This is a genomic window from Marinovum sp. E3 (assembly GCF_055755275.1).
The window spans coordinates 2,547,873-2,574,598 of the sequence record NZ_CM146908.1; the positions used below are offsets into that span (position 1 = coordinate 2,547,873).

Annotated in this window: 28 protein-coding genes; 12 read left to right on the top strand and 16 right to left on the bottom strand. The window is 64.6% G+C overall.

The genetic code is table 11. The features are described 5' to 3' along the window. The first annotated feature begins 64 nt into the window (after window positions 1-64). The 11 genes from AC0J5K_RS12415 to dtd all read left to right on the top strand — a co-directional run bounded on the left by AC0J5K_RS12415 (window position 65) and on the right by dtd (window position 10,826). Window positions 65-883 (top strand): TerC family protein, encoded by an 819-nt coding sequence (locus AC0J5K_RS12415; RefSeq protein WP_074838933.1) that lies wholly within the window; start codon window positions 65-67, stop codon window positions 881-883. Between the two features lie 52 nt (window positions 884-935). Then, window positions 936-1,118: a hypothetical protein gene (locus tag AC0J5K_RS12420; protein WP_048532548.1), complete on the top strand. Its 183-nt coding sequence runs from the start codon at window positions 936-938 to the stop codon at window positions 1,116-1,118. Next, complete coding sequence (locus AC0J5K_RS12425; RefSeq protein WP_048532550.1) at window positions 1,118-1,996, top strand: 5-bromo-4-chloroindolyl phosphate hydrolysis family protein; 879 nt, start codon at window positions 1,118-1,120, stop codon at window positions 1,994-1,996. Before AC0J5K_RS12420 ends, AC0J5K_RS12425 begins: the two co-directional genes overlap by 1 nt. Window positions 1,997-2,030: 34 nt before the next feature. Beyond that, window positions 2,031-3,230: a toxic anion resistance protein gene (locus tag AC0J5K_RS12430; RefSeq protein ID WP_274565934.1), complete on the top strand. Its 1,200-nt coding sequence runs from the start codon at window positions 2,031-2,033 to the stop codon at window positions 3,228-3,230. Window positions 3,231-3,234: 4 nt separating this feature from the next. Then, complete coding sequence (locus AC0J5K_RS12435; RefSeq protein ID WP_053083368.1) at window positions 3,235-4,197, top strand: DUF2927 domain-containing protein; 963 nt, start codon at window positions 3,235-3,237, stop codon at window positions 4,195-4,197. A 43-nt stretch (window positions 4,198-4,240) separates the two neighbouring features. Further along, window positions 4,241-5,359 carry an SPFH domain-containing protein gene (locus AC0J5K_RS12440; protein WP_274565933.1) on the top strand — a complete coding sequence of 373 codons (1,119 nt, stop codon included), beginning with the start codon at window positions 4,241-4,243 and terminating at the stop codon, window positions 5,357-5,359. Window positions 5,360-5,900: 541 nt separating this feature from the next. Next, a complete protein-coding gene (locus AC0J5K_RS12445) occupies window positions 5,901-6,290 on the top strand; it encodes a hypothetical protein (protein ID WP_048532554.1) in 390 nt (129 codons plus the stop codon). 93 nt (window positions 6,291-6,383) lie between these two features. After that, window positions 6,384-7,991: a hypothetical protein gene (locus AC0J5K_RS12450; RefSeq protein ID WP_274565932.1), complete on the top strand. Its 1,608-nt coding sequence runs from the start codon at window positions 6,384-6,386 to the stop codon at window positions 7,989-7,991. A 79-nt stretch (window positions 7,992-8,070) separates the two neighbouring features. Continuing rightward, window positions 8,071-9,189, top strand: coding sequence for a TFIIB-type zinc ribbon-containing protein (locus AC0J5K_RS12455; protein WP_274565931.1), 1,119 nt, complete (start codon window positions 8,071-8,073; stop codon window positions 9,187-9,189). Window positions 9,190-9,474: 285 nt separating this feature from the next. After that, window positions 9,475-10,386 (top strand): carbohydrate kinase family protein, encoded by a 912-nt coding sequence (locus tag AC0J5K_RS12460; protein ID WP_074838916.1) that lies wholly within the window; start codon window positions 9,475-9,477, stop codon window positions 10,384-10,386. Then, window positions 10,383-10,826: a D-aminoacyl-tRNA deacylase gene (gene dtd, locus AC0J5K_RS12465; RefSeq protein ID WP_074838914.1), complete on the top strand. Its 444-nt coding sequence runs from the start codon at window positions 10,383-10,385 to the stop codon at window positions 10,824-10,826. The genes AC0J5K_RS12460 and dtd overlap by 4 nt, the downstream gene beginning before the upstream one ends. A gap of 39 nt (window positions 10,827-10,865) precedes the next feature. Here dtd and AC0J5K_RS12470 read toward each other — a convergent pair whose 3' ends face one another. The 16 genes from AC0J5K_RS12470 to AC0J5K_RS12545 all read right to left on the bottom strand — a co-directional run bounded on the left by AC0J5K_RS12470 (window position 10,866) and on the right by AC0J5K_RS12545 (window position 25,739). Then, on the bottom strand, window positions 10,866-12,455 hold the full coding sequence (locus AC0J5K_RS12470; RefSeq protein WP_274565930.1) for an alkaline phosphatase family protein: 1,590 nt from the start codon (window positions 12,453-12,455) through the stop codon (window positions 10,866-10,868). A gap of 4 nt (window positions 12,456-12,459) precedes the next feature. Next, window positions 12,460-13,755 (bottom strand): TRAP transporter large permease, encoded by a 1,296-nt coding sequence (locus AC0J5K_RS12475; protein ID WP_274565929.1) that lies wholly within the window; start codon window positions 13,753-13,755, stop codon window positions 12,460-12,462. Next, window positions 13,755-14,273: a TRAP transporter small permease gene (locus tag AC0J5K_RS12480; RefSeq protein ID WP_048532564.1), complete on the bottom strand. Its 519-nt coding sequence runs from the start codon at window positions 14,271-14,273 to the stop codon at window positions 13,755-13,757. The genes AC0J5K_RS12475 and AC0J5K_RS12480 overlap by 1 nt, the downstream gene beginning before the upstream one ends. After that, complete coding sequence (locus tag AC0J5K_RS12485; RefSeq protein ID WP_274565928.1) at window positions 14,273-15,289, bottom strand: type 2 periplasmic-binding domain-containing protein; 1,017 nt, start codon at window positions 15,287-15,289, stop codon at window positions 14,273-14,275. Before AC0J5K_RS12485 ends, AC0J5K_RS12480 begins: the two co-directional genes overlap by 1 nt. Before the next feature lie 55 nt (window positions 15,290-15,344). Beyond that, window positions 15,345-16,157, bottom strand: coding sequence for a glutathione S-transferase family protein (locus AC0J5K_RS12490; RefSeq protein WP_274565927.1), 813 nt, complete (start codon window positions 16,155-16,157; stop codon window positions 15,345-15,347). A gap of 12 nt (window positions 16,158-16,169) precedes the next feature. Then, the gene (kce, locus tag AC0J5K_RS12495; protein ID WP_274565926.1) at window positions 16,170-17,105 is read right to left on the bottom strand and encodes a 3,5-dioxohexanoate:acetyl-CoA acetone transferase; all 936 of its coding nucleotides are present in this window, start codon (window positions 17,103-17,105) and stop codon (window positions 16,170-16,172) included. 10 nt (window positions 17,106-17,115) lie between these two features. Beyond that, window positions 17,116-18,132: a branched-chain amino acid ABC transporter permease gene (locus AC0J5K_RS12500; protein WP_048532568.1), complete on the bottom strand. Its 1,017-nt coding sequence runs from the start codon at window positions 18,130-18,132 to the stop codon at window positions 17,116-17,118. After that, a complete protein-coding gene (locus tag AC0J5K_RS12505) occupies window positions 18,129-18,992 on the bottom strand; it encodes a branched-chain amino acid ABC transporter permease (RefSeq protein ID WP_048532569.1) in 864 nt (287 codons plus the stop codon). Before AC0J5K_RS12505 ends, AC0J5K_RS12500 begins: the two co-directional genes overlap by 4 nt. Window position 18,993: 1 nt before the next feature. Next, window positions 18,994-19,701 (bottom strand): ABC transporter ATP-binding protein, encoded by a 708-nt coding sequence (locus AC0J5K_RS12510; protein ID WP_074838895.1) that lies wholly within the window; start codon window positions 19,699-19,701, stop codon window positions 18,994-18,996. Then, complete coding sequence (locus AC0J5K_RS12515; protein ID WP_274565925.1) at window positions 19,694-20,422, bottom strand: ABC transporter ATP-binding protein; 729 nt, start codon at window positions 20,420-20,422, stop codon at window positions 19,694-19,696. The genes AC0J5K_RS12510 and AC0J5K_RS12515 overlap by 8 nt, the downstream gene beginning before the upstream one ends. A 52-nt stretch (window positions 20,423-20,474) precedes the next feature. Then, complete coding sequence (locus AC0J5K_RS12520) at window positions 20,475-21,749, bottom strand: ABC transporter substrate-binding protein (protein WP_074838890.1); 1,275 nt, start codon at window positions 21,747-21,749, stop codon at window positions 20,475-20,477. A gap of 43 nt (window positions 21,750-21,792) precedes the next feature. Beyond that, window positions 21,793-22,698 carry a 3-hydroxyacyl-CoA dehydrogenase family protein gene (locus AC0J5K_RS12525; RefSeq protein WP_274565924.1) on the bottom strand — a complete coding sequence of 302 codons (906 nt, stop codon included), beginning with the start codon at window positions 22,696-22,698 and terminating at the stop codon, window positions 21,793-21,795. A gap of 24 nt (window positions 22,699-22,722) precedes the next feature. Next, complete coding sequence (locus tag AC0J5K_RS12530) at window positions 22,723-23,520, bottom strand: SDR family NAD(P)-dependent oxidoreductase (protein ID WP_048532574.1); 798 nt, start codon at window positions 23,518-23,520, stop codon at window positions 22,723-22,725. A gap of 1 nt (window position 23,521) precedes the next feature. Beyond that, the gene (locus tag AC0J5K_RS12535) at window positions 23,522-23,866 is read right to left on the bottom strand and encodes a cupin domain-containing protein (RefSeq protein WP_074838882.1); all 345 of its coding nucleotides are present in this window, start codon (window positions 23,864-23,866) and stop codon (window positions 23,522-23,524) included. Between the two features lie 3 nt (window positions 23,867-23,869). Beyond that, window positions 23,870-24,838, bottom strand: coding sequence for an MBL fold metallo-hydrolase (locus AC0J5K_RS12540; RefSeq protein WP_274565923.1), 969 nt, complete (start codon window positions 24,836-24,838; stop codon window positions 23,870-23,872). 64 nt (window positions 24,839-24,902) lie between these two features. Next, on the bottom strand, window positions 24,903-25,739 hold the full coding sequence (locus AC0J5K_RS12545) for a cyclase family protein (protein WP_074838878.1): 837 nt from the start codon (window positions 25,737-25,739) through the stop codon (window positions 24,903-24,905). Between the two features lie 217 nt (window positions 25,740-25,956). Between AC0J5K_RS12545 and AC0J5K_RS12550 the strand changes: the two genes are divergently transcribed. Then, a complete protein-coding gene (locus AC0J5K_RS12550; RefSeq protein WP_048532580.1) occupies window positions 25,957-26,721 on the top strand; it encodes an IclR family transcriptional regulator in 765 nt (254 codons plus the stop codon). Window positions 26,722-26,726: the final 5 nt, after the last annotated feature.

The following is a 26,726-nucleotide window of genomic DNA, read 5'->3' on the forward strand; positions in this document are numbered from 1 at the left end:
GTTGTTCATTCATGAGATTCTGCGTTATGCAGTATCGACGTTATTTTTAAGGGGTTTCAGGACCATGGCCGATCTTCTCACCATCGAGAACCTGGGCAATCTGGTGATGCTCTGCTTTTTGCAGGCGGTGCTCGGGTTCGACAACCTGCTGTATATTTCCATCGAAAGCCAGCGGGCGCCGGTGGCGCACCAAAAGGCGGTGCGCTTCTGGGGGATCATCATCGCGGTGGTTCTGCGCGTGGTGCTGCTCTTTGTGATGATCCGGCTGATCGACGGGCTCAGCGCGCCGTTTTTCGTGCTGAACTGGGAGGGCGTGCTGACCGGCGGCGTCAATTTCGCGACGCTGGTCTTTGTCCTTGGTGGGGTGTTCATCATCTACACCGCAGTCAAGGAAATCGGCCACATGCTGTCGATCGAGCATCTGACGACCGATATCGAGGGCAAATCCGGCAAATCCGCGGCTCAGGTGATCGGGCTGATCGTGACCATGAACCTGATCTTCTCCTTCGATTCCGTGCTCTCGGCCATCGCCATCACCGATGTCTTCCCGATCCTCGCCGCCGCGATCCTGTTGTCGGGTCTGGCGATGCTCGTGCTGGCCGACGGGGTGACGCGGTTTCTCGAGAAAAACCGGATGTACGAAGTGTTGGGCCTTTTCATCCTGCTGATTGTCGGCGTGGTCCTGCTGGGCGAAGCCGGTCAGGCGGCGGCGCATGCGATGCATGACGACACCCTGGCGCTCAAGGTCTTTGGTTACGAGATCATCCCGATGTCCAAGACCACCTTCTACTTTGCGGTTGTGGTGCTTTTCGCGGTGGAAATCCTGCAATCGGGCTATACCCGCAAGCTCAATGCCGAGCGGCGCACCGCGGCACGGCACTAGCGATGGCGCCTGTCATCACCTATCTTGTGAGCGAGGTTGAGGGGGTTTTTTGATGATCCGGTTTGTCACGCTGCTGATTTTGGCCGCGGTGATTGTTGCGGTGGGCGCGGTGGCGGTGGCCGTCTGGTCCTCGGGCAATCGTGGCGGCAAGCTGAACGGCGTGCAGAAGGTGGCTTATGCCTGCCTGTTCTTCCTGATGTCCGGCGTGGCCGTCGGCTGGCTGGGGGCCGAGTGATGGCGCAGAGATACGGCGGAACCTACAGCCCCAAGGGCAAGACAGATGCGGCCTCCGACCTGCGGCCGCTGAAAGCGACGGTAAGCCCCACCGGCGCCCGGTCGAACCTTCTGTTCGTGCCCGGCGCGCTTCTGGCCTTCACCGCTTTCGGCACGGGCCCCGAGGCGCTGGCGCTGGGACTTGCCGGCGCCGGCACCTGGACATTGGCGGCCTGGCTCACCCGCGAGGGGCTCAAGGCCGAGGCCGCCTATGACGCGCGCAAGGTGGCGCGCCGCCCTGCCCTGCCGCGCAAGATCCTCGGCACGCTCCTGATCGGCGCCGGCACCGCACTGGCCGGGCTGAGCCATGAGCTGGGCTTTGCCGCCAGCGGGCTCTACGGGGTGATCGCGGCGGCGCTGCATATCACCGCTTTCGGCCCTGACCCGCTGAGAAACAAATCGATCGAGGGCGTCGACGAATTTCAGCAGGACCGGGTGGCGCGCGTCATCGACGAGGCCGAGGCGCATCTGGCTGCGATGATGGGCGCGATCCGCCGGGCACAGGATCCGCGGCTCGAGGCGCGGGTCGAACGGTTTCAGCAATCGGTGCGTGAGATGCTGCGCACGGTCGAGGAGGATCCGCGCGATCTGACCTCGGCGCGGCGCTATCTCGGCGTCTACCTGATGGGTGCCCGCGACGCGACGATCAAATTCGCCGACATCTATGCCCGCGACCGGGATGTGGCGGCGAAATCTGACTACCTGATGCTGCTGACCGATCTGGAAGAGAATTATGTCGCCAAGACACGCAAGCTGCTGAGCGACAGCAACGCCGATCTGGCAATCGAAATAGACGTGCTGCGCGACCGCTTGCAGCGCGAAGGGGTGCGGCTCGACTGAGCCCGAGACAGTTTAACCGGGGAAGGACAAACCCATGTCGGACAATGTGAGAGAGAAGGCCAAACAGGATTTGGCCCTGGTAGAAGAGGTGAGCGCCGTGGTCCTGCCCGAGCCGAGACAAGCACAGGAAATCGTGTCTCTGGAGCAGGCCGATCCCACCGTGAGCAGCGAAATCCGCCAGCGCATGGACGAGATCGACATGGACGACACCAATTCCATCGTCGCGTTCGGATCGGCGGCCCAGGCCGAGCTTCAGGAAATCTCTCAGGCGATGTTGCAGGACGTGCGCAACAAGGACGTGGGGCCGGCCGGCGACTCGCTGCGCTCTATCGTGACCACGATCCGCGGCTTTTCGGTGTCGGAGCTTGATGTGCGCCGCGAACGGAGCTGGTGGGAAAAACTGATCGGCCGCGCCGCGCCATTTGCCAAATTCACGGCCCGCTTCGAAGAGGTGCAGGGCCAGATCGACCGGGTGACCGGCAATCTGCTAGAACACGAACACAAGCTGTTGAAAGACATCAAGTCTCTCGACATGCTGTATGAAAAGACGTTGAATTTCTACGACGAGCTGGCGCTCTATATCGCTGCGGGCGAGGAAAAGCTGAAAGAGCTGGATGACACGGTGATCCCGGCCAAGGAGGCCGAGGTCAAGGCGGCACCCGAGGACAGCCAGGTGATGCAGGCGCAGGAGCTGCGCGACCTGCGCGCCGCGCGCGACGATCTCGAACGCCGGGTGCACGACCTCAAGCTGACCCGCCAGGTGACCATGCAATCCCTGCCCTCGATCCGGCTGGTGCAGGAGAACGACAAGTCGCTGGTGACCAAGATCAACTCGACCCTCGTCAACACCGTGCCGCTCTGGGAAACCCAGCTGGCGCAGGCGGTGACGATCCAGCGCTCGGCCGAGGCCGCCGCCGCGGTGCGCGAGGCCAATGACCTGACCAACGAGCTGCTGACCGCCAACGCCAAGAACCTGCGGGATTCGAACAAGGTGATCCGCGAGGAAATGGAGCGCGGGGTGTTTGACATCGAAGCGGTGAAACAGGCCAATGCCGATCTGATCGGCACCATCCAGGAAAGCCTGCAAATCGCCGACGAAGGCAAGGCGCGCCGCGCCGCCGCCGAAGAGGAGCTGCAACGCATGGAACAAGAGCTGCGCGACACCCTGGCTGCGGCCAAGGCGAAAAAAACCGGGCTGGGCGACACCGCCGGCACCGCCGTTCCGGCGGCCTGAGCGCATGGTCGGGCGCCTTTTCCTCTGTGCGGTGGCTGCCGGCGCCCTGACGCTGTCGGCCTGCACCACCCCGGTCGATCCGGTGCCCGTCCCGCCTGACCGCCCCGTCACGCCTGTCTCGCCCAAGCCGCCCGAGACCGCGCGCCCGACCACCCCTTCGGACGACAGCCGAAAGCTCGCGGCCTATTATACCCAGGTCGAAACCGAGCTGGTGGCCCAGGGCCTGCTGCGCACCGATGGCGGCGGCCCGGACACCGAGTTCAGCCGCCGCATGCTGATCGACAATTTCGAACGGATCGCGTTTTTCGATGAATACGTGCGCGGCGCCGGGCTGCGCTCGGGCCGTGGCGGTGCCAGCCGGCTCAAACGCTGGGGCCAGCCGATCCGCATGTCGGTCGAGTTCGGCCGCACCGTGCCGGAGGCGCAGCAGGCAATAGACCGGGCCGAGGTTGCGCGCTATGCCGCGCGGCTGTCCCGCGTCACCGGCCATCCGATCACGATGACCGACAGGGATCCCAATTACTACGTGCTCTACATGTCCGAGGATGACGGCGATCGCCTGCCCGCCCGGGTCAAGGAGATCGTGCCCAACATCAACCGGAACGCGCTCGACATCTTTCGCAGCCTGCCGCGCTCGATCCATTGCCTTGTGATCGCCTTTTCCTCCGAGCCGGGCGGCCATGAATACGCCAAGTCGATCGCCCTGATCCGCGCCGAACACCCCTCGCTCCTGCGCAAGAGCTGCGTGCATGAGGAGCTGGCGCAGGGTCTGGGCCTGGCCAATGACAGCCCGCGCGCCCGGCCGTCGATCTTCAACGACGACGACGAATTTGCCCTGCTGACCAGCCATGACGAGCTCTTGCTCAAGATGCTCTACGACCGCCGGTTGCGGGCCGGCATGTCCTGGGACGAGGCGAAACCGATTGTCGAAACCATCGCCGACGAGATGCTCGGCGGACCGAGCTAAGCACCTGATCTGACCACTTTCGCTGAACCAAGGGAGAGACCCGATGGGCATTTTCGATTTCCTCACCGGTGAATTCATCGACGTCATCCACTGGACCGACGACACCCGCGACACCATGGTCTGGCGCTTCGAGCGCGAGGGCCATGAGATCAAGTATGGCGCCAAGCTGACGGTACGCGAGGGCCAGGCGGCGGTGTTCGTGCACGAGGGCCAACTGGCAGATGTCTTCACCCCCGGTCTCTACATGCTCGAGACCAACAACATGCCGATCATGACGACCTTGCAGCACTGGGATCACGGCTTCAGAAGCCCGTTCAAATCTGAGATCTACTACGTCAACACCACCCGCTTCACCGATCTGAAGTGGGGCACCAAGAACCCGATCATGCTGCGCGATCCCGAGTTCGGCCCCACCCGCATCCGCGCCTTCGGCACCTATACGGTGCGGGTCAGGGAGCCGGCGCTCTTCATGACGGAAATCGTCGGCACCGACGGCGAATTCACCATGGACGAGATTTCCTATCAGATCCGCAACATCATCGTTCAGGAATTCAGCCGCGTGATTGCCGGATCGGGCATACCGGTGCTCGACATGGCAGCCAATACCGCCGATCTCGGCCGGATGATCGCCGCCGAGATCAGCCAGATCGTGGCAGGCTACGGCCTCGAGATCCCCGAGTTCTACATCGAGAACATCTCGCTGCCGCCGGCGGTCGAGGAAGCGCTCGACAAGCGCACCTCGATGGGTCTCGCCGGCGATCTCGGCAAGTTCACCCAGTATTCCGCCGCCGAAGCGATGACCAAGGCGGCATCCAACCCCGGCGGCGGCGGTGGCATGGGCGCCGGTCTCGGCATGGGAATGGGCATGGCGATGGCGCAGCAGATGGCGGGCTCGCAAGGCCCCTGGGGCCAGCAGCCCGCCGCCAGTCCCGCCGCGCCGCCCCCGCCGCCGCCGGTCGAACACGTCTGGCACATCGCCGAGGGCGGCCAGACCAAGGGCCCCTTCTCCAAGGCGCGTCTTGGCCGCATGGCCCAGGACGGAGAGATCACCCGCGAGACCTATGTCTGGACTGCCGGTCAGGACGGCTGGAAACGCGCCGAAGACGTGCAGGAGCTGGCGCAGCTCTTTACCATCCTGCCGCCGCCGCCACCCGGACACTGATCCTTGCACGGCGCGGCCGGGCCCGCCCCGGAGCCTGGCCGCGCCTCTTGCGGGCGCGTATTCGCCCGTCACGCGCCCGGGAGCGACCGGCGTTGGCGCCGGAATTATTTCCCGCAGTCCATTCCCGTGATTCGACGCGCCGATTCTCATTCGCGGCCAATGGGCTTTGGAAATTCACTTTGATCGATTAATAAGCACCAAAGTCGTAGAGAGATTTATCTCTCAAAAGTTGCATAAATTGTTTACCTTTTTGAACTACCTCATTTTCCGATAATTCCGCAGACCGCGCAGACCTGCCTGAGGACATCCAGGTTACTGTTAAAAAACATGAAAATTGTGGTCGCACAAGGAAGGCGTCGCATTCCCGAGATCTTCCTACCTGAAAAGTGCCCAATTTCGCCCGATTTGAGCCGCAATTCCCCGTCCAAAATTCCCCCATAAGACGAGTTATTCCATAGTATTTGTACCATAAGGACAGAAAATGCCTTATCCCCCCCTCAAGACCCGACTTTCCAAATTTCGAAACGATGAATGCGGAAGTGTGAGTGTCGAATTCTCGATCATTCTGACCGCAATCATGCTGGTGGTCGTGATGTTTGTTTCCCTCGCGATCCATATTGCCACCACAAGCGAAGTCCAGCAGGCCGCTCATGACCTGACGCGACAATCGTTGAAATACATCGATCTTGGACTCGAGCCGGAGGCGGTCTGTGCCTGGCTCCAGGCCGACATGCTCGAGAAAGTGACCGGTCAGCTTACCTTCATCGACCCGGCCCAGGTGCAATCACTGACCTGCCAGATCGATGACGGCCGGACCCTGGGCAGGGTCACCCTGTCCTATTCGATTGACGGCAGCTTTCTCGATCGTGCGGTCCAGGTTTTCGGCGTCGAGCTGAAACAGATCGAACGTTCCGCGCAGATCGTTCTGTAAGAGGTCGCCATGCAAGGTCGTATCGCAAACGCTTCCCTCTCTCGCCCGCTTGCCCGCTTTTTCCGGTGCCAAGATGGCTTTCTGAGCGTGGTGATGGCCATTCTCCTGCCGGCAATGATCATGGTGGCCGGCATTGCCATCGACCTGTCCGACCTGAACGCGCAGCGCAAGGCGGTGCAGTCGCAGGCCGACCTTGCGGCGCTGTCGGGGGTGCGCAACCTCTCCACCGCCTCGACAACCCGCGCCGCCGCCGCGCGGACGCTGGTGCAATCCGAGATCTACGACATCCGCCCGCCGGCGGCCGATCACATCCTGTTCGGGCGTCTGGCGGCCGGGGACTTCGTCGCCAACCCGGACCAGTCGCACCTCGATGGTGTCACCGCGGTCAAGGTGGTGGCGACCTCGCCGGCGCGCTTCCCGGTTCTCGGCCGCTTCTTCCTGCGCGACGCGCCGCCGCTTGTCACCCGGTCGGCGGTGGCCGTGGTCGACCCGCGGGTCAGCTTTGCCCTGTCAAACTGCCTGCTCTCGCTGCGGCTTCTGAACGGTCTGCTCGAACCGCTGCTGGGGGCCGACATGGATCTTCTGTGTTCCGGTCACGGGCTTCGTATCAACGCCGTGAGTCTGATGAACCAATTGGCGCTCAGGGGCGAACTGCTGGCACCCGATACCACCTATGGCGACGTTCTCGACGCCGAATTGCCGCTGATCGACATTCTCGAGGCGGCTTATGGCCAGACCGGATTGGCGGCAGAGCTGGCGGCCCCGGTCTTTGCCTCGGAGCGGCTGCGGCTGGGCGACTTCCTGCACCTCGCGCCCGGGCTGCGCGAGGTGCAGGTCACCAACACGCTGCTTCCGCCGCTTGAGCTGCATATCTCGGATGTGGTCTTTGGCGCGCTGGAAGTCCTTGGCGCGCGGATCGTCGATCTCGACGCGCGGCTATCGCTTGGAACCTTTGCCGGCGCCGGGATCAGCGTGCAGATTTCCGAACCCCGCGTGATCGTGCTGGGGGCACACCCCGGAAGCCGGGACGCCCGCGCCAAGAGCGCGCAGATCCGGATTGCCGTCGACGGGCTGCACCTGTCGTCGCTGCTGCGGCTCAGTCTCGGGATCAACCTGGCCAACAGCACCGCCACGCTGGCCGCCCAGGGCCGCCAGTGCAGCCGCGTCGGTACAGACACCGCCGCCGTCTTCGCGCCGGTGACCGCCGAATTGCTGAACGTGGACGCCTCGTTGCGTCTGCTGGGCCTGCCACTCGACAGACCGCTGGCCCCGGTCAAATCGCTCAAAATGATGGAAAGCAGCGATACCCGGATCAGCTTTACCCATGACGAGGTGGCGCAGGGCAAGGTCAAGGAAATCCGCGCCGACCACTATCAGATCGATGTCCACGGCCTGCAACAGATCACCGGCGCGGTGGCCGATCTCATCGGCGCCTTCCGGGCCGAGACCGGGGGCAAGGCTTCCGACCACGCCTGCCGTCTTCTGACCGGATGCGTCCTGGCATCATCCGCCCGTGGCCTGGGCAATCTGCTGGACCCCGTCACCGAGGCGCTGGCGGTCTCGCAGGACAATCTCGGCAAGCCCGGCACGGCCGAAGGCGGATTGCTCCGGACCCTGCTCGAGGATGTCCTGGGGTTTGCCTTTGTCGAGACCCAGATCGAGGTGCTGGCGGTGAGCTGCTCTTACAAGCTGGCGCTGTGAGCAGCGGGCTGTAACACGTTGCTTCCCCGGTCGAAAATATGGCAAGTTCCGCCCTGTCATCCTTCGCGAAAGCCCCCGCATGACCGACACGCTCTCTCCTCCGCCGGCCCCCGAAGCCGAACACCGCTTTGCCTGCGATGAATGCGGCGCCGACATGCGGTTCGATCCGGCCACCGGCGGGCTGACATGCGACCATTGTGGCAACAGCGCCGAGATCGCCATCGGCCCCTGGGGCGGCGCCGCCCTGCGCGAACTGGATTTCGAAGCGGCCCTGGCGCAACGACTGCCGCAGGAGGAGATCGAGGAAACCCGCGTTTCGACATGCCCCAATTGCGGCGCCCAGGTCGAGTTCGACGCCGACGTCCATGCCCGGGAATGCCCGTTCTGCGCCACCCCCGTGGTGATCGACACCGGCACCCATCGCCACATCAAGCCGCGCGGATTGCTGCCCTTCGCGCTCGACGAACGCCAGGCGCACAAGGCGATGACCGACTGGCTGGGCAAACTCTGGTTCGCGCCCAACGGCTTGCAGCAATACGCCCGCAAGGGCCGCAGGATGGATGGTATCTATGTCCCCTACTGGACTTTCGATGCCGATACCAAATCCTCGTATCGCGGCCAGCGCGGCACGGTCTATTACGAAAGCCGCACCGTCACCCGCAACGGCAAGCGCGTCACCCAGCGGGTGCAGAAGGTGCGCTGGCGCACGGTCTCGGGCCGGGTGGCGCGGTTTTTCGACGATGTGTTGGTGCTGGCCTCGCGTTCGCTGCCCAAGCGCTATACCGACAATCTCGAACCCTGGGATCTGGCCGCGCTCGAACCCTACCGTCCCGAATTCCTCGCCGGGTTCCGAGCCGAGGGCTATGCGGTCGAGCTGGCCGATGGCTTTGCCGAGGCGCGTGTGCAGATGGACAGGATGATCCAGCGCGATGTGAAATTCGACATCGGCGGCGACCGCCAGCGCATCACCGACATCGACACCACGGTCGACGACATCACCTTCAAGCATATCCTGCTGCCGGTCTGGCTGGCCGCCTACAAATATCGCGGCCAGACCTATCGTTTCGTCGTCAACGGCCGCACCGGCCGGGTGCAGGGCGAACGCCCCTGGTCGGCGATCAAGATCGCCATCGCCGTCGTCATCGGTCTCATCCTGGCAGGAGGGCTGGGCTATCTCTGGGCAATCTCGCAACAATAGGCTGACGCACCTCCCCGGGGCACGTCAGCCCGTACCGGAAGGCCGACGCCGCCTTGCCAGCGCAAGCTCCCCTGGCCAGGCGGAAATTCGTAACGGGTCGATCCACTCCCTGACCGCACGCATTCCGTGGTCCTTCCGGTGCCCGGCACTATGCCACATCCGGCCGGAAATTTCCGCAACAGCGGTTGCGGCATGGCGTCCCACACCCCGAGAGCGCTTGCGCGCAGGGGCCGAATACGTCACAGTTAGCGCAAACAATTTGCCCCCGGATACAGGAATTGCCTCATGATCCTCTGCTGCGGAGAATCGCTGATCGACATGTTGCCGCGCACATCGACCCTCGATGAGCCGGCCTTCGCGCCACATACCGGCGGCGCGGTCTACAACACGGCGATCGCCCTTGGCCGTCTCGAGGCTCCGGCGGGCTATTTCGGCGGGCTCAGCTCGGACATGTTCGGCCAGCTGCTCGAGGCCGATCTGGTGGCCTCCAAGGTGGATACCGCGCTGGCCCCGCGCAGTGACCGGCCCACGACCCTGGCGTTCGTGACGCTGAAGGACGGCCATGCCACCTATGCATTCTATGATGAAAACACCGCCGGCCGCATGCTCGCGCAGTCTGACCTGCCCGCGGTGCCTGCGGCAGTGACGGCGCTGTTCTTTGGCGGCATCAGCCTGCCGGTCGAACCCTGCGGCGACACCTATGCGGCGCTTGCCATCCGCGAGGCCGACAGCCGCCTGATCATGATCGATCCCAACATCCGCCCCGGGTTCATCCGCGACGAGGCCCGCTATCGCGCCCGGCTCGACCGGATGCTGGCGGTGGCCGATGTGGTCAAGGTCTCGGATGAGGATCTCGTCTGGCTCACCGGCGGCACCGACCCGAAGGCGCTGACCGACAAGGGGGTGGGCCTGGTGCTGATGACCCGGGGCGGCGAAGGCGTGCTGGCGCAGAACGCCGAGGGCAGCCTCGACCTGCCCACCACCAAGGTCGAGGTGGTTGATACCGTCGGCGCCGGCGACACCTTCAACGCCGGCATGCTGGCCGGCCTGCACCAGCAGGGTCTTGCCACCAAACAGGCCTTCAAACAGGCCACGCTGGCCGACCTGGAACCGGCGATCGCGCTCGGCATGCGCGCCGCCGCGGTCACCGTCAGCCGCGCCGGCGCCAATCCGCCCTGGGCGCACGAACTGGCGTGAGGGCGCTGCTGCAACGGGTGCGCGAAGCCCAGGTGACGGTCGATGGCGACGTCCTCGGCCAATGCGGCCCGGGGCTGATGATTCTGGTCTGCGCCATGCAGGGCGACACCGAGGCCGAGGCCGGAAAGCTGGCCGCCAAAGCCGCCCGCCTGCGCATCTTTCCCGACGCGGCCGGCAAGATGAACCGTTCGGTCACGGATATCGGCGGCACGGCGCTTGTCGTCAGCCAGTTCACCCTCGCCGCGGATACCCGCCGCGGCAACCGCCCCGGCTTTTCCGCCGCCGCTGCGCCTGAAACCGGCGCCGCGCTTTACGAGGCGTTCGCCGCGGCGCTGCGCGGTGAGGGCATTGCCACCGAAACCGGACGTTTCGGCGCCAACATGCAGGTCAGCCTTGTCAACGACGGTCCGGTCACCATCTGGCTCGACACCGAGGCCTGAGCGCGCCGCGGCCAGCCTAGGGCCTGATCGTCGCGCGGTTCACGCCCCCCATTTGCCGATCATGATGCCGGATTCGTCTTCGTCGCGCCGCATCGCGCGCACCCCGGCGTCGGTCATGGTCACCCGGTTCTTGCGCGCCGTGAGCCGGTCGAGCAGCGCCGCCTGCATCCGGTCCCGCTCGGCCTGATAGGCCGGATCCCGGCCCAGATCGCGGAATTCCTCGGGATCATTCTCAAGATCGAAAAGTTGCGGCGGAAAGCCCCGGTAATATACGTATTTCCACCGCTCGCTGCGCAGCATGTAGGCGCGGGCCTCCGACAGGCCGACGTCCAGCGTCTCGCGCGCGGCATAGAAGGCATAGTCGATTTCCGACAGCACCGCGTCGCGCCAGTCTTCGGGTGTCTCGCCCTGCAAGAGCGGCATCAGCGACCGCCCCTCCAGCCGGTGATCGGCCGGCGGCGCGCCGGTGGCCTCGAGGAAGGTGGGCACCAGATCGATGGCCTCGACCAGCGCATCGCAGGCGGTGCCGCGCGTGGCATCCGCCTCGGGGCGCGGATCGCAGATGATCAGCGGCACCCGCACCGAGCACTCATGAAACAGCTCTTTCTCGCCCATCCAGTGATCGCCAAGGTAATCGCCATGGTCCGAGGTCAGCACGATCATCGTGTCGCAATCGCGCCCGGTCTCTTCCAGCCAGTCAAAGAGCCGCCCGAGATGGTCGTCGATCTGCTTGATCAGCCCCATGTAGGCCGGCAGCACAACCTCGCGCGCGCCCTGTTTCGAGAAGGTCTCGCTGACCTCCATGCCCATGAATGCCGCATAGACCGGATTGGGATCGGCGCGCTCCTCCTCGCTGCGATGGAGCGGCAGAAAACTCTCGGGGCCATACATGTCGTGATACGGCGCCGGGGCGATATAGGGCCAATGCGGCTTGATATAGCTGAGGTGGCAGAGCCAGGGCTGATCGCCCATCTCCTCGATGAATTCCCGGGCGCGCATGGTCATATAGGCGGTTTCGGAATGCTCTTCCCGGACCCGCGCCGGCAGGTTCGAATTCTTCAGATGCCAGCCCGAGAGCAGTTCGCCCTCCGGTCCCTCGGCGGAATTGGCCCAACGATCCCAGGGGTTGTCGCCCGCATAGCCCTTGTCACGCAGCCAGTCGTTGTAGCGCAGCTTGCCCCCCTTGGCCGCGAGCACGCCATCCGGGTGCAGCCCGTCGTCACGCTCGTAGGGGTCGAATCCCGGCTGGCTGACCTTGATGCCGATGTCACCGCCTGCCTCCACCCCGAGCCGCGCCATGCCTTCGCGGTCGGGCACCATATGGGTCTTGCCGACCACCGCCGTCGTCACGCCCTGCGGGCGCAGGTAGTCGCCCAGCGTCAACTCGCCCAGGGGCAGCGGCACCCGGTTCCAGGTGGCCCCGTGGCTGAACACCGTGCGGCCGGTGTAGGTCGAGGCGCGCGACGGGCCGCAGACCGGCGATTGCACATAGGCCCGGTCGAAACGCAGGCCTTTGCTGGCCAGCTTGTCGATGTTGGGCGTGTCCAAATGCGGATGGCCGTAACAGGACAGGTAATCCCAGCGCAGTTGATCGGCCATGATGAAGAGGATGTTCTTGATCTTTGTCATGTACTTATCTCATCAGTCCGGGAAGGAAGGTGGCAATCGGCGGGAACACCAGGACGAGAACCAGCCCCGCGACCAGCGCGATGATAAAGGGCGTCACGCCCCGGAAGATCGCGCCGAGGCGGACGTCGGGCAGCACCGACTTCACCACAAAGACGTTCATGCCGATGGGCGGGGTGATCAACCCGATCTCGGACACCAGCACCACGAGGATGCCAAACCAGATCATGTCGATGCCGCTGATCTGCAAGGCCGGCAGGAACACCGGCACCAGCAGCACGAGGATGCCGATCGCCTCGAACACCATGCCCATCAGGATGGCGATCACGCAGACAAACAGCACCAGCTGGAACGGCGACAGCTCCCATGCGTCCACAAGGTCGAGCAGATCATAGGGCATGCCGCTCAGATTGATGAACTGCGAAAAGACGATGGCGCCGAGCAGCACGATAAAGATCGTCGCGGTGGTCACGGTGGCGTCGGACAGGCAGTCCTTCCATTCGCCCAAGGTCCGCAGGTTGCCGCGCAGAACGGCGATCACGGCTGCCCCGAAGGCGCCGATGCCCGAAGCCTCGGTCGCAGTGAAGGCACCGGTATAGATGCCGCCCAGCACCACGAAGAAAAGGATCAGCACCGGCAGCGTGCCGCGAATGGCCGCTGTCCTGCGCGCCGGTTCCAGCGGCGGCGCCTCGGGGGCGGCCAGCGGATCGCGGCGCACCACGATGCCGACGCAGATCATGAACAGCGTGACCAGCAAGAGCCCCGGAAGGATACCGGCGATAAACAGAAGGCCGATGTCCTGCTCGGCGATCAGCCCGTAGATTACCAAGGGCACCGAGGGCGGGATCATGATGCCCAGCGTGCCGCCCGCCGCGATGGTGCCCGAGGCGAGGCGGTCCGAATAGCGATAGGTCTTCATCGGCGGCATCGCGACCTTGGCCATCGTCGCCGCCGTCGCCAACGTCGAGCCGCAGACCGCGGAAAAGCCCCCCGCCGCCAGCACCGTGGCCAGCGCCAACCCGCCGCGGAAACGTCCGAGACCGGCATAAGCCGCGTCGTAGAGATCTTTCGAAATCCGCGCATGCACGATGAAGACGCCCATCAGGATAAAGAGCGGAATGACGCTGAGATTGTAGTTCATGCTGTCTTCCAGAACCTGCTGGCCAACCATGGCCAGCGACGCCTCGAACCCGCGTTGCAAACCGAAGCCGACGAAGCCCACCACCAGCGTGGCAAAGCCCACCCGGAAGCCCAGGAAGCAGAGCCCCAGAAGGGCGGCGAAACCGATCAATGCGGTGGCCATCACAGATCCTCCAGATGATCGTCGTGGCGCCCTGCCCCGGTCATCAGGCCCAGCACCTGGCAGACCACGCTCAGCGCCGCCAGGGCCGCGACCACGCCGAAAATCGAGGACAGCGGCCATTCCAGCACGATGGTGCGCGAATTCGTTTCGGCGGCATGCAGGGCGGCCTCGAACAGCACATAGACGATCAGGCACATCACGAAGAGCGACAGCCCCTGCACCGCGATGTCATAGACACGCGGTGCCACGGCGCGGACGCGGGCGTCGATGAGTTCGACCACGATGTGCTTGTCGCGGGCATTGGCGATGCCGAGGCCGGCAAAGATCACCAGCGCCAGCATCACCGAGATCATTTCCGACGCCCCGAAGATCGGCGCGCCGAGGAGATAGCGGCCGACGACATCGACGAAAGTCAGCAGCATCATGAGCGCCAGCACGGCGCTGGAAAAGATCTCCAGCCCCCTGACGATCTGCGCGAGAACGCCCGCGCCCGCGTGTCTGTCTGTCGGCCGGGTCATCAGTTCATCGCCCCGTCAAGCTGGCTGCGGTAGAAATCGAGCGCCGCCTGCGCATCGATGCCGGTGTCGCCGGCCGCCTTGAGCCAGCCTTCGGTGACAAAGGCCGAGGCCTCCATCAGCGCCTGTTCGAAAGCCGGATCGGCCATGACCACCTGAAGGCCCGCGCCTTCATAGGCAGCCTCGCCCTGCGCCGCCGCCTCGTCCCAGCGCTTGCCAAAGGCCGCGCCAAGCACGTCGCCCGAGACGCTCATGATCGCCTGTTGATCCTCGGGCGAGATCTCGGCCCATTTGTCGCTGTTGGCAAAGACCGAGAAGGAGGTCGCGTAGATCGGCTGTGACAATCGCGTCGTCGACTTGGTGTAGGGCAAGAGCTGGAACGCCTCCACCGCCTGCGGATCAAGCCCGAGGTGGCCATCGACAACGCCGCGCGAGATGATCTCGTTGGATTTCACCGCGGGGGTCGAGACGACGCCGGTGCCCAGCTGTTTGGTGATCGCGGCCAGCGGCCCGGGCAGCACCCACATCTTGCGGTTGGCCAGATCATCCAGCGTGGTGATCGGCGTGTCGGTCTGGCTGTAGAGTTCGCCCGGCGAGATGACGAACTGCGACAGCAGCTGTACCGAGGTGATCTCGTCGGGGAAGTACTTCTGGTTGGTGGCCCAGAGCGCCCTGGACATGGTCTCGGCGTCGCGGATCGCAACAAAGGGCTGCATGGCGACCTTCGGCCCCAGCACCCCGTCGCCGAAAAAGCCGTTGAACATGACGGAGACGTCGGCGATGCCCTTTTCCACGGCGGCCAGCTGCTCGGGCGGCGGCGCCACCGATTTCGGCGGGATGATGCCCGTCACGCGGCCCTCGGTCACGCGCTCGACCTCGTCGATCCAGTTGGGCAGCACCTCGGAACAGGCGAAATGGCTCGATGGCCAGAAGCAGTTGACCAAGAGCCGGGTCTTGGCGGTGGCGGCGCTGCCGGCGACAACCAGCGCCGAGGCCACAAGTGCAAGTTTCAGTGTCATGTTCTCTCTCCCGTTTTGCGACCAGCTTGCGGTGTGGTCACACCGTCTTCAATCCTCAGTCCTCCAATCCGCCAAAGCTGCGGATATCGGTGCCCTCCTCCCGGCGTTTCGCTGTGTAGGCCGCGAAGGCCTCGACCGCCGGCGCATGCTCCCATGCCTCGAGCGCGGAGCGATAGCTCGGCCGCTGCGAGACCCTGTCAAACCAGGCTTTCAGATGCGGCCTGCGGGCGTAGGGCCAGCCCATCAGGTCCATCCGGTGCAGGTTCGGCATCCAGGCAATATCGGCCAGCGAGAAATCCGCGCCCGCCAGATAATCCCGCCCGTCCGCCAAGAGCGCGTCGAGCTGGGCAAAGCCTGCGTCGGTCCGGCGCACCGCGGCCTCGACGCGGCCCCGGTCGAAGCCGGCGGCGAAATCACGACGAAACTGCTTGAGCCAGGCGTTTTGGTGCCGTGCCTGAAAGGCCTCGGCCACTTCTGGCGGAGGCGGTGGCGCGGCACGGAACAGGAACTCGAAGGTCAGCAGCTTGAGATCGAGCTGCGCTGCATCCGCCATCTCCAGCAGCTCCGGCTTGGCGGTGGCGGCCAGCGCGTCATTCCGGCGCGCCAGGTGACGGATGATGTCGATCGACTCGATGATCAGCGCGCCATCGTCCACCAGCGCCGGCACCAGCCCCTTGGGGTGGATCTTCTGATATGCCGCGCTCGCGTGTTCGTCCTTTTCCAGATCGATCAGGTGGCTTTCAAACGCCTGCCCGGTCTCGGCCAGAACGATCCGCACCCGCTGCGAACAGCTCGACATCGGCGCGTGCCAGAGGTGCAGGCCTTGCAGGTCTTTCAGTGTCGGGTCTTGCGGGTCTATGCGCGGCATCTGTTCGCTCTCTCAGAAATTCACCCGGTCGCCGCCCTTGAGCGCGAGGATCTCGCGCGCCTCGTCCGGCGTGGCGACCTCGCAGCCCAGGTCCTCGACGATGCGGCGGATCTTGGCGACCTGCGCGGCGTTGCTCTCGGCCAGCTTGCCGCGCGACAGAAACAGGCTGTCCTCCAGCCCGACGCGCACGTTGCCGCCCATCTGGCTGGCGGTGGTGGCCAGCGACATCTGCGATCCGCCCGCGCCCAGCACCGACCAGCGGTAATCGTCGCCGAAGAGCCGGTCGGCGGTGCGCTTCATGAACACCAGGTTGTCGACCTCGGGGCCGATGCCGCCGAGGATGCCAAAGATGAACTGGATGAAAACCGGCGCCTTGAACAGCCCGATATCCATGCAGAATTTCAGGTTGTAGAGGTGACCGGCGTCATAACATTCATGCTCGAACTTGATGTCATGCGGCGCCAGCGTGTCGGCGGCCTCCTTGATGTCGCGGAAGGTGTTGCGGAAGATATTGCCGTCGGAACCCGCGACATACTCCTTCTCCCAGTCGAATTTCCAGTCGTCGTCGCCATAGCGCTTGGCCAGCGGGTGGAAGGAGAAATTCATGCTCCCCATGTTCATCGAACACATCTCGGGCGAAAACGTCTTGGCCGGGGTGATCCGGTCCTGGATCGACAGCGACAGCGAACCGCCGGTCGAAATGTTCACCACCGCATCCGTCGCCTGCTTGATGCGCGGCAGGAAGGGCTGGAAGTCCTTCACATCGACCGAGGGTGCGCCGGTCTCGTTGTCGCGGGCGTGCAGGTGCAGGATCGAGGCGCCGGCCTCGGCCGCTTCAACGGCCTGGGTGGCGATGTCGTCATAGGTATAGGGCAGCGCATCCGACATGGAGGGCGTGTGGATCGCCCCGGTGACGGCGCAGGTGATGATTGTCTTCTGGCGAGCCATGGCGGCCTCCTTAACTGTCTTTGGACCGCTCGACGCGATAGCCGAGCGGGAAGAGTTGCAGATCGAAACGGTGTCGGATGAAGCCCCAGACCCCCTGCGGCGCCTTCAACATCACCACGATGGCCACAAGGCCGAGAACCATCAGGTAAATGGTGCCCAGATCGGCCAGGGTTTCGCGCAGCAGGAAAAAGACGATGGTGCCGATGATCGGGCCCTCGATGGTGCCGATGCCGCCGATGACGACAATGAAGATGACAAAGGCGGTCCAGTCGTTGACGCTGAAGGCGGCATCGGGCGAGATCCGCAGCTTTTGCAGGAAGATCAGCGCCCCCACGATGGCGGTCAGGCCTGAGGTGACGACATAGACAAAGAACTTGGTGCGCCAGATGTCGATCCCGAGGGAGGCCGAGGCCAGTTCATTGTCGCGGATCGCGGTCAGCGCCAGCCCCTTGCGCGAGCGCAGCAGCAGGTAGACGGCCGTGACGACAATGAGCGCCGCGCCCAGAGCCAGCCAGTAAGACAGCGCCTCGCGCGCCGAACGGCCGTCAGCCATGGAACGCACGATATCGGTGGGCAGCGAGGTGCCCGATCCGCCGCCCAGCGCCGAGACCTGGGCAAAGACCAGCCGGAAGACCTCGGCCATGACCCAGGTGCCGATGGCGAAATAGGCGCCGCGCAGGCGAAAGATCAGCGCCGCGACGGGGATCGAGATCAGCGCCCCCAGCAGACCCGCCAAGGCGATGGCCACCAGCGGCGGCAGGCCCGCAAAGATGGTCAGCGCAAACAGCATGTAGCCGCCGAAACCCACATAGGCCTGCTGCCCGACCGAGACCAGCCCGGCATAGCCCGCCAGCAGGTTCCAGAGCGAGGCCAGCGCGAGGTAGAGGAAGATCTCGCCCATCAGCCGCAGGTCGGCCCGGCCCGCCCAATAGGGTGCGGCGATCAGGATCACCACGATCAGCGCGCCCAGAACGGCGGCCACTTTCGCAGCGTTGGAGGTGCGGCTTATGCGAATGTCAGTGCTCATGCCGAGATCCTCGGGAACAGGCCGTTGGGACGCACGGCAAGGATGACGAGAAAGGCGATATGGCCCGCCAGAAGCTGCCAGCCCGGGTTGATCGTCGCGCCCACGGTCTGGGCCACGCCGAGGATCACGCCGCCAACCAAAGTGCCCCAGAGGTTGCCCAGCCCGCCGATGATCACCGCTTCGAAGCCGAAGATCAGGCGCCCGCCGCCGACCGACGGGTCGAAACTGGTGCGGATGCCCAGCAGAATGCCGGCCACCGCCGTCACCGCCAGCGCCAGCGCCATGGCGAGGCCGAAGACATGGCGTTTGTTCAGCCCCATGAGCTGGGCGATGTCCTGATTGTCCGAGGTGGCGCGAAAGGCGCGGCCCAGTGGCGTGCGGTAGAAACACCATTGCAGCCCCGCGATCACCGCCACGGCAATGGCGAAGGTCAGGAGCGGCAGCACCCCCAGCGACAGCGGGCCAAGTGCCACCGAGGCGGTCTCGAGCGCGCCTGCGTCCATCTTCTGCGGGTCGGCGCTGTAGCCTTCCAACAAAGCGTTCTGGATGATGACCGACAGGCCGAACGTCACCAGCAAGGGTGGCAGGATGTCGTCGCCCAGCGTGTGGTTCAGCACCGCCCGTTGCAGCACATAGCCAATGCCCGCCATCGCCGGCACCACCACGATCAGCGCGACCAACGGATGCACCCCCAGCGCCACCGTCGTCGTCAGCCCGAGGTAGGCGGCCAGCACGATCAGGTCGCCATGGGCGATATTGACCAGCCGCATGACCCCGAAGATCAGGCTGAGCCCGGCGGCGAAGAGGGCATAAAGCCCGCCCAGAAGCGTGCCCTGAACCAGGGCGTTCACGAAATCCATGTCATTCCACTCCGAAATAGGCGCGCGCGATCTCGTCGCGCGAAACGGTGTCGGACCTGCCTTCGAGCGACACCCGGCCCTCTTGCAGGCAATAGACGCGGGACGAGACCGCCAGCGCCTTGGTGATGTCCTGCTCGACGATCACCGCCGACATGCCGCCGCCGACAATCCCCGGCAGCGCCTTGTAGATGTCGCGGATGATGACCGGCGCGAGGCCGAGGCTGATCTCGTCGAACATGATCAGATCCGGGTTCGACATCAGCGCGCGGCCGATGGCGACCATCTGCTGCTGACCGCCCGAGAGCGAGGTCGAGGCCTGCGCGCGCCGCTCTTCGAGGATCGGGAAAAGGTCATAGACACGGCGCAGATTCCACGGCCCCTTGCGGTTCACCCGGCCGCCGATCATCAGGTTTTCCTCGACCGAGAGCGACGGGAAAAGCTGCCGGCCCTCGGGCACCATCGCCAGCCCCATCTGCGCCACCACGTCGGGGCGGGCATTGCCGATCTGTTGGCCGCGATAGGAGATTTGCGCCGCGTCATTGGTGATCAGCCCGGAGATCGAGCGCAGCATGGTTGTCTTGCCCGCGCCATTGGCGCCGATGATGGCCAGAACCTCGCCCTCATGCACGCTCAGCTCGACGCCATAGAGCGCCTGGAAATCGCCGTAGAAGGCATCGAGACCGTTCAGTTTGAGAATTGGGTCAGGCATCGGCTTCGATCCCCAGATAGATTTCCTGCACCTCGGGGCTGTCCATGATCGCCTTTGGCTCGCCCTCGGCGATCTTGCGGCCGAAATCGATCACGATCAGCCGTTCGACCACGGCCATCAGTGCATGCACCACATGTTCGATCCAGATGATCGAGACACCGCTGGCGTGGATCGACTTGATGGTGGCGATCAACGCGGTGCATTCCGCCTCGGTCAGCCCGCCGGCGATCTCGTCAAGGAGCAGGAGCCGTGGTTTCGCGCAGAGCGCGCGGGTCAGTTCGAGCCGCTTGCGGTTGAGCAACGTCAGCCCCCCGGCCCGGTCATTGGCCTTGTCCAGAAGCTCGGTCTGGTCGAGCACCTCGATGCAGAGCCGCTCGGCCTCGCGCCCCGCAAGCCCGGCCGATTGCGTCGCCGCCACCATGGCATTTTCGAACACCGTCATGTGGGTGAAGGGCTGTGGCACCTGAAAGCTGCGGGCAATGCCCGAGCGCGAGCGGCGGGCGGCGCCCAGCGCGGTGATGTCGTCGCCGGCAAAGGTGATGCGCCCGGCGTCCGGCTTCAAAGTGCCGGTGATCAGATTGAACATCGAAGTCTTGCCGGCCCCGTTCGGCCCCAGCACGCCCAGCGCCTCACCCTCTTCGAGCCCATAGCTCAGGTCGTCAGCGACGGTCACGGCGCCGAAGGCTTTCGACACGCCGTCGAGTTGCAATATCTGCGTCATCGGGGTCTCCCCTGCGCGGTGTCGGGCGGCGGGATGCCGCCGCCCCTTGGACTCAGAGCAGCTTCAGCTCGCCGGTCAGCGGGATATCCGGCGCGGCGGAATTGGCGACGATCTTGAGGTCGAAGCCCTCGCCTTCCTTCTGCCACTGGCCGGCAACCAGCGGCGTCTTGGTGACGTTGTTGATCGGGCCGTTCGACCAGTCGACCGGGCCGACGATGGTGTCGAGCCTGGTCTCGGGGATCGCGGCGGCGATGGCCTCGTAATCCTCGAGATCCGCAGCGCGACGCACGACATCCGCGACCACTTCGAACAGCGCGTGCTTGAAACCGATCGGCTGGGTCCAGGGCCGGCCCGAGGCTGCCGTGTATCCCTCGGCAAGCGCCTTGGCCGACGCGCCGGTCAGCGACGAGGCGAAGGGATGATCCGGCGACCACCAGACTTCGGAGGAAAGCCCGTCTCCCCGATCGCCCAGCGACTCTATGACCGAAGGGAAGAGCAGCGCCTTGCCGATGGTCACGACCTTGGGATTGAAGCCCTGCTGCGCCGCCTGCGCCCAGAAGGTGGCGAAATCGGGCGGGATCATGTTGCCGGTGACGATCTCGGCCCCCGCCTCCTTGAAAGCGTTGATGTAGTTCGAAAAATCATCGGTCAGCGGCTGGTAGCGGCCGGGATCGGTCAGGTCGTAGCCAGCGGCGGCCAGCGGTGTCGGCAGGCCCAGCTCGGGATGCCCCCAGGCATTGCCATCGGCATCGTTCGGGAACAGCCCGCCAACGACCTTCTGCACGCCCGACTGGTCCCACATGTCGAGGAAGGCGCCGATCACGTCCTCGAGGCCCCAGAAGAAATGATAGGTGTAATCGAACCCCTGCCCAGGAACGCCGTTGCGGCCAAAGAAATAGGGTTGCCAGGGGCAGTCGGTGGTGATGCAGGGCACCTCGTTGATCTCGGCCTGATCCGACACCGGGTTCACCGTGTCGGGCGTCGAGGCGGCGACGATGATATCGACCTCGTCACCCAGGATCAGGTCGGCGGCCACTTCGGCGGCGCGGTTGGGATTGGACTGGCTGTCCTTCGAGATGATCTCGATGTTCCAGGTCTTGCCATTGTTCTCGATGCCGCCGGCAAAGGCGTCGGCCACGGCGGCCAGGACATAATCGTCGGCCTCGGCAAAGCCCGCCAGCGGGCCGGTGCGCGGGCTGACATGGCCGACTTTCAGCGTCGGGGTCTGGGCATAGGCGCGGGTGCCGCGCAGGATGGCCGGGGCCGCCAGAAGCGCCGTGCCCCCGGCCAGAAAGCCGCGCCGTGATGGTGTCTTGAACTTGTTCATTGGTTCCTCCCTTGCGCCGGTCTCCCACCGGCTTTTTGCTGACCTAGTCGAGAATGCCGTCGAGTTTCGTCAGGTGACGGCCCACCCGGGCGCGCGCCGCATCGGCCTCGGCCTCGGTCCATGTGCGGAACCCCTCGCCGCTTTTCATCCCGAGCTTGCCCTCTTGCACGAGTTGCCTGAGATAGGGCGACGGCCCCTGCCGGCTCTCCAGGTCGAAGAGCACGTTTTCATGAATATCGAGCGTCAGGTCGGTGCCCACCAGATCGGCGTTCTCCAGCGGACCGAGCACGGCCAACCGCCGGCCGAAGCAGGATTTCACCACGGTATCCACCGCTTCCGCATCGCAGATGCCGCGTTCCACCAGGCTCACCGCCTCGCGCCAGAGCGCATGTTGCAGCCGGTTGCCGATAAAGCCCGGCACGTCCTTTTCCACCATCACCGGCGTCTTGCCGGCACTGGCCAGGAGCGCCATCATCCGGTCGGCGACGGCAGCGTCGGTCCACTCGGTCTTGATCACCTCGACCAGCGGGATCATGTGCGGCGGGTTCCACCAATGGGTGCCCAGCGCCCGTTCGCGCAGGTTCAGCCCTTCCATGATCCTGGTGATCTGGATCACCGAGGTATTCGACGCCAGCACCGCCTCCTTTGGGGCGTGCTCCTCGACCTCGGCGAAAATCTTGCGCTTCAGGTCGAGTTTCTCCGGCGCCGCCTCGAAGACGACATCCGCCTCTTTCACCGCCGCCCGCACCGAGGAACACAGCTCGATCATCTTCAGCGCGCGGGCGATTTCGTCTTCCGCGGCGCCCAGCGACTTGAGGCTGTCCGAAATCCGCTTTGGCGCGGATTTCAGCGTTTCTTCATGCGGGTCGGTGAGCGTCACGTATTGCCCGGCGCGCGCCAGGGTGAGCGCGATGCCATGGCCCATGAGCCCGGCACCGATGACGGCCATCTGTTGCTTCTTGGGAACCATCGCTCAGCCCGCCGTATAGCCGCCGTCGGCATAAAGGATATGCCCGGTGTAGAAATCTGATGCCTTGGAGGCGAGGAACAGCAGCGGCCCGGCCAGGTCTTCGGGCTCACCCAGCCGGCCCTTGGGCACGCGGGCGAGGAAGCCCTTGCGGACTTCCTTGGCCTTTTCGGTGTCCTCGAACATCCAGGCGGTAAGCGGCGAACGGAAGACGGTGGGCGCGATGGCGTTGACGGTGATGCCGGTCGGCCCAAGCTCGCAGCCCAGCGCCTTGGTGATGCCGTCGGTCGCGGCCTTCGAGGCGCAATAGGCGGTGTAACCGGCCGGATGGCCCAGCAGCCCGCGCGCCGACGACACCAGCACGATCTTGCCGCCCTGCCCCTGCGCCTTCATCTGCCCGGCGGCGGCGCGGGCCAGCAGCCAGCTTTGCGTGACATTGGCGTCCATCACGCTCTCGAAGGTCTCGGGCGCCATATCGTTGATCGGTGCGACCTTGTTCATGCCGGAGGCCACAACAAGGATGTCGAGCTGGCCAAAGGTGTTCACCGCCTCGTCAACGAGCGCCTGACAGGCACCCTCGTCGCTGGGCCGGGTATTGACCGCGCAGACCGCCGCCCCCAGCGCCCGGCACTCCTCGGCGATCGCGTCTAATGCCGCCTGGTTGCCGGCGGCCAGGACAAGGTTGCATCCGGCCCCGGCGAGGATGCGCGCGGCGACCATGCCGAAGGCGCCCGAGGCCCCGGTGATCAGCGCCACCTTGTCCTTGACGTCGAACATGGAAAGGGGGTTCGTCATCGCGTTCATTTCACACCTCCGGGGGGTAGGGAATGACAACCAGCATCTTGCAGGTGTCGTTGCTGCGGTTCTCGATCTTGCGGACTTCGCCCGGCGCGATGGTGCAGCTGTCCATCCGGCGCAGCACCGTCTCCTTGCCGTCGATGATCACCGTCATCTCGCCTTCGAGCAGCACGTAGACCTTCTCGAAGGGGGTGCTGTCGGGGCCGGCGCCGCCGCCCGGCAGGAACTGGCTGTAGCCGAGCCACTGGTTCTTCGGCCCACCCTCCTCAAAACCCTGAAGCCGCAGCCCGTGACAGCCGAAATGATTGGGCGCCTCGTAGGGCTGCGCATCCTTGAAACGTTTGATGTGCATGGCTTAGTTTCCTTCGCGGGGATCGATGACTTCGACGGTGTCACCAATCACGAATTGCATCAGGTCGACTCCGTCGATCATCGGACCGTCGTAGCCCGCCTTCGCTTCCGCCATGACGTCTCCGGCATCCGGGCGGCCGGGCCCCTGGCCGAGAAAGACGAAATGGGTGAAAGCGGCCATTTTCGGTCGGGTCCGAGTGAAGATCTTGGCGGCTTCGGTCGGGTCGGTGTGGTGGCCCATGATCACCTTGATCGGCGGGCGCTCGGCGATCTTGGGATCGGCCATCGCAACCTCATGCACCAGCAGATCGACGCCGGTGGCGTGTTCGACGACATTCTCGTTCGGCTTGGTGTCACCGCTGATGACGACGGCGCGGCCGTCAAAGTCGATGCGATAGCCGTAGGACGGATCGAGATGCTCGCCGTGAAAATTGGCAAAGGCGGTGACCGTCACGCCGTTCTCCTCGAACACCGGGCCGTCCTCGGTGAATTCGGTCACGTCCCATTCGACGCCCTTCGGGTTCAGCCCGGCATCGGCGATGCGGATGCGGTGATCCTCGGCGTAGGCCAGCGTCAGCCCCTCAGTCAGCTGCCTGGTGCCGACCGGACCGGTGATGGTGCGCGGCTCCTCGCGGCGGCCCTGAGGCGGCAGCCAGGGTGTCAGCCAAAGATCGGGCAGGCCGATGGTATGATCGGAATGGAAATGCGTCAGGAAGATATGGTCGATCGCGGCAGGCACGATGTTCAGTTGGTCGATCCGCTGCATAGCGCCGCGGCCCGCATCGAACACCAGGTTGAGCCCACCCGCCTGAACCAGCGTGCTGCCGCCGAACCGGTCGATCCGCGGATCGGGCACGCCGGTGCCCAGCAGGGTCACCACGAAATCGCCCTGCGCCTCTTCTGCCGCCACGGAGGCCCCGATCAGGCCGGCCAGCAACAGGCCCGGGAGTGTCTTCGCCTTGAACATCATCATGCCTCTCCTCCTTGGCACTCGGGAAAAGAGGCCGCCGGTTCCCCGGCGGCCAGTCAGGGAGCGTTCAGAATTCGGCGCCGTCGTCGATGCGGAAGCCCTGGGATTTGTCGATCATCGCCACCAGGCGGATGATGCAGCCGTCACCGCGATCCCAGTTCCACGGGAAGAAGGCGAAGGTGCAGCGCTTGCCGGTCACCGCGTCAAGGTCGCCGCCGACGTTCTCGATGCCGAGGATGCCGTTCTTGAACAGGATGTTGTGCACCGGCTCCCATTCGGGGAAATCGTCTTTCCAGTCGTTGCCGCCGGACCACTCGCGGTATTCCTCTTCCAGATGCGGCAGCAACGGGCCGTTGCGCTGCGGGCCGATCGCGGTGGCCAGCGGGTGGTCGTTGGCCTGGGTGTCGTGGCCCACGACCTTGACGCCCTTTTCCACCATCCATTCGGCGGCCGAAGACACCAGACCGGGGCAATAGGCAAAGTAATCGCCGTCCTCGTAATCATGATGCCAGCCGGTGTTGATGATCAGCACGTCGCCCTTGCGGATCGCATGGCCGCAGGCTTTCTCCAGATCCTCGCCGGTGATCGGCTCCCATTTCTTCTTGGGGATCGACACCACCAGGCCGGTGCCGAAGAAATGCGGCAGCGGCACCTCGTCGATGAAGGGCGTGCCCTGCACCACATGGGCCGGCGCGTCGATATGGGTGGTGGCATGCATCGTGGTCGTGATGCGCTGGCTCAACACGCCGGATTTCGCCATGTAGTGGATACGTTCGATCTTGGTATCCTGGAAATACGGCCAGTTGGGGTTCTGAAACCCGAAGCGGTGGCTGAGATTGTAGAACTCCAGCCCCATGTCGTTGTCGGTATTTGCCTGAAACTCGATTCCGCGGATCTCGACCATCGGATTCACCTTCTCTGTTCACCGGCGAGGGCCGGTGTCGGTTGGCTTAAAACTTTGCAGAGAGCTCCTCCCTCTGTCCCGAATTACGGTACGTATCGACCACGATGCGGTCAACAAAAAACCTACAATGCGGTTGACGTGCACCGCATTGCGATACATAAATTTATATCAGCACTGGGCGCGCACGCCGGAAGAATGCAAAGGGATCAGATGATACATGCTTGAAGAAAAAGACAAAAAAGACCGTTCCGGCATTCAGGTCATTGCCCGCGCGGCGGCCATACTGAGGGTTCTCAAAGAGGAACGTGGCGGACTCAGCCTGGGCCAGATCGCCACGCGGGTCGACCTGCCCCGCTCTACGGTACAGCGAATCACCGGCGCCCTGTCCGCAGAGCGGTTCATCATCCAGGACCCGAAAGGCGGCGGCATCCGGCTCGGGCCGGAGCTTGGCGCCTTTGCCGAAGCCGCGAACTTCAACATCGTCGAACGTTGCCGCGCGATCCTCAACGAGGTGACGCAGGCAACCGGCGAAACCACCGATCTCGCGGTGCTGCGCAACGGCAGCATGATCTTTCTCGATCAGGTGCCCGGCCTGCACCGGCTGCGCACGGTGTCCTCGGTGGGCGAGGTCTTTCCGCTGTCGACCACCGCCAACGGCCGCGCCTGCCTGGCGCTGATGACCGATGACGAGGCCTTGCGCCTGATCGAACAGGAAACCGCCCGCGCGCTGTCCGTCAGCGACCGCCAGGCGACGCTGCGCAAGCTCGCCGAGATCCGCGAAACCGGCCTGGCCTATGACATCGACGAGCACACCCCTGGCATTTCTGCGGCGGGCTTTGCCTTTCGCGACCTCAGCGGCAATTATCACGCGATCTCGGTTCCGGTTCCGACCCTGCGCTTCGCGGCCGTCAGGCCGCAGCTGGACGCCGCGCTGCGCGACGCCCGCGACCGGGTGCAGAGCGAATTCCCGCTCGACCCCTAGATGCG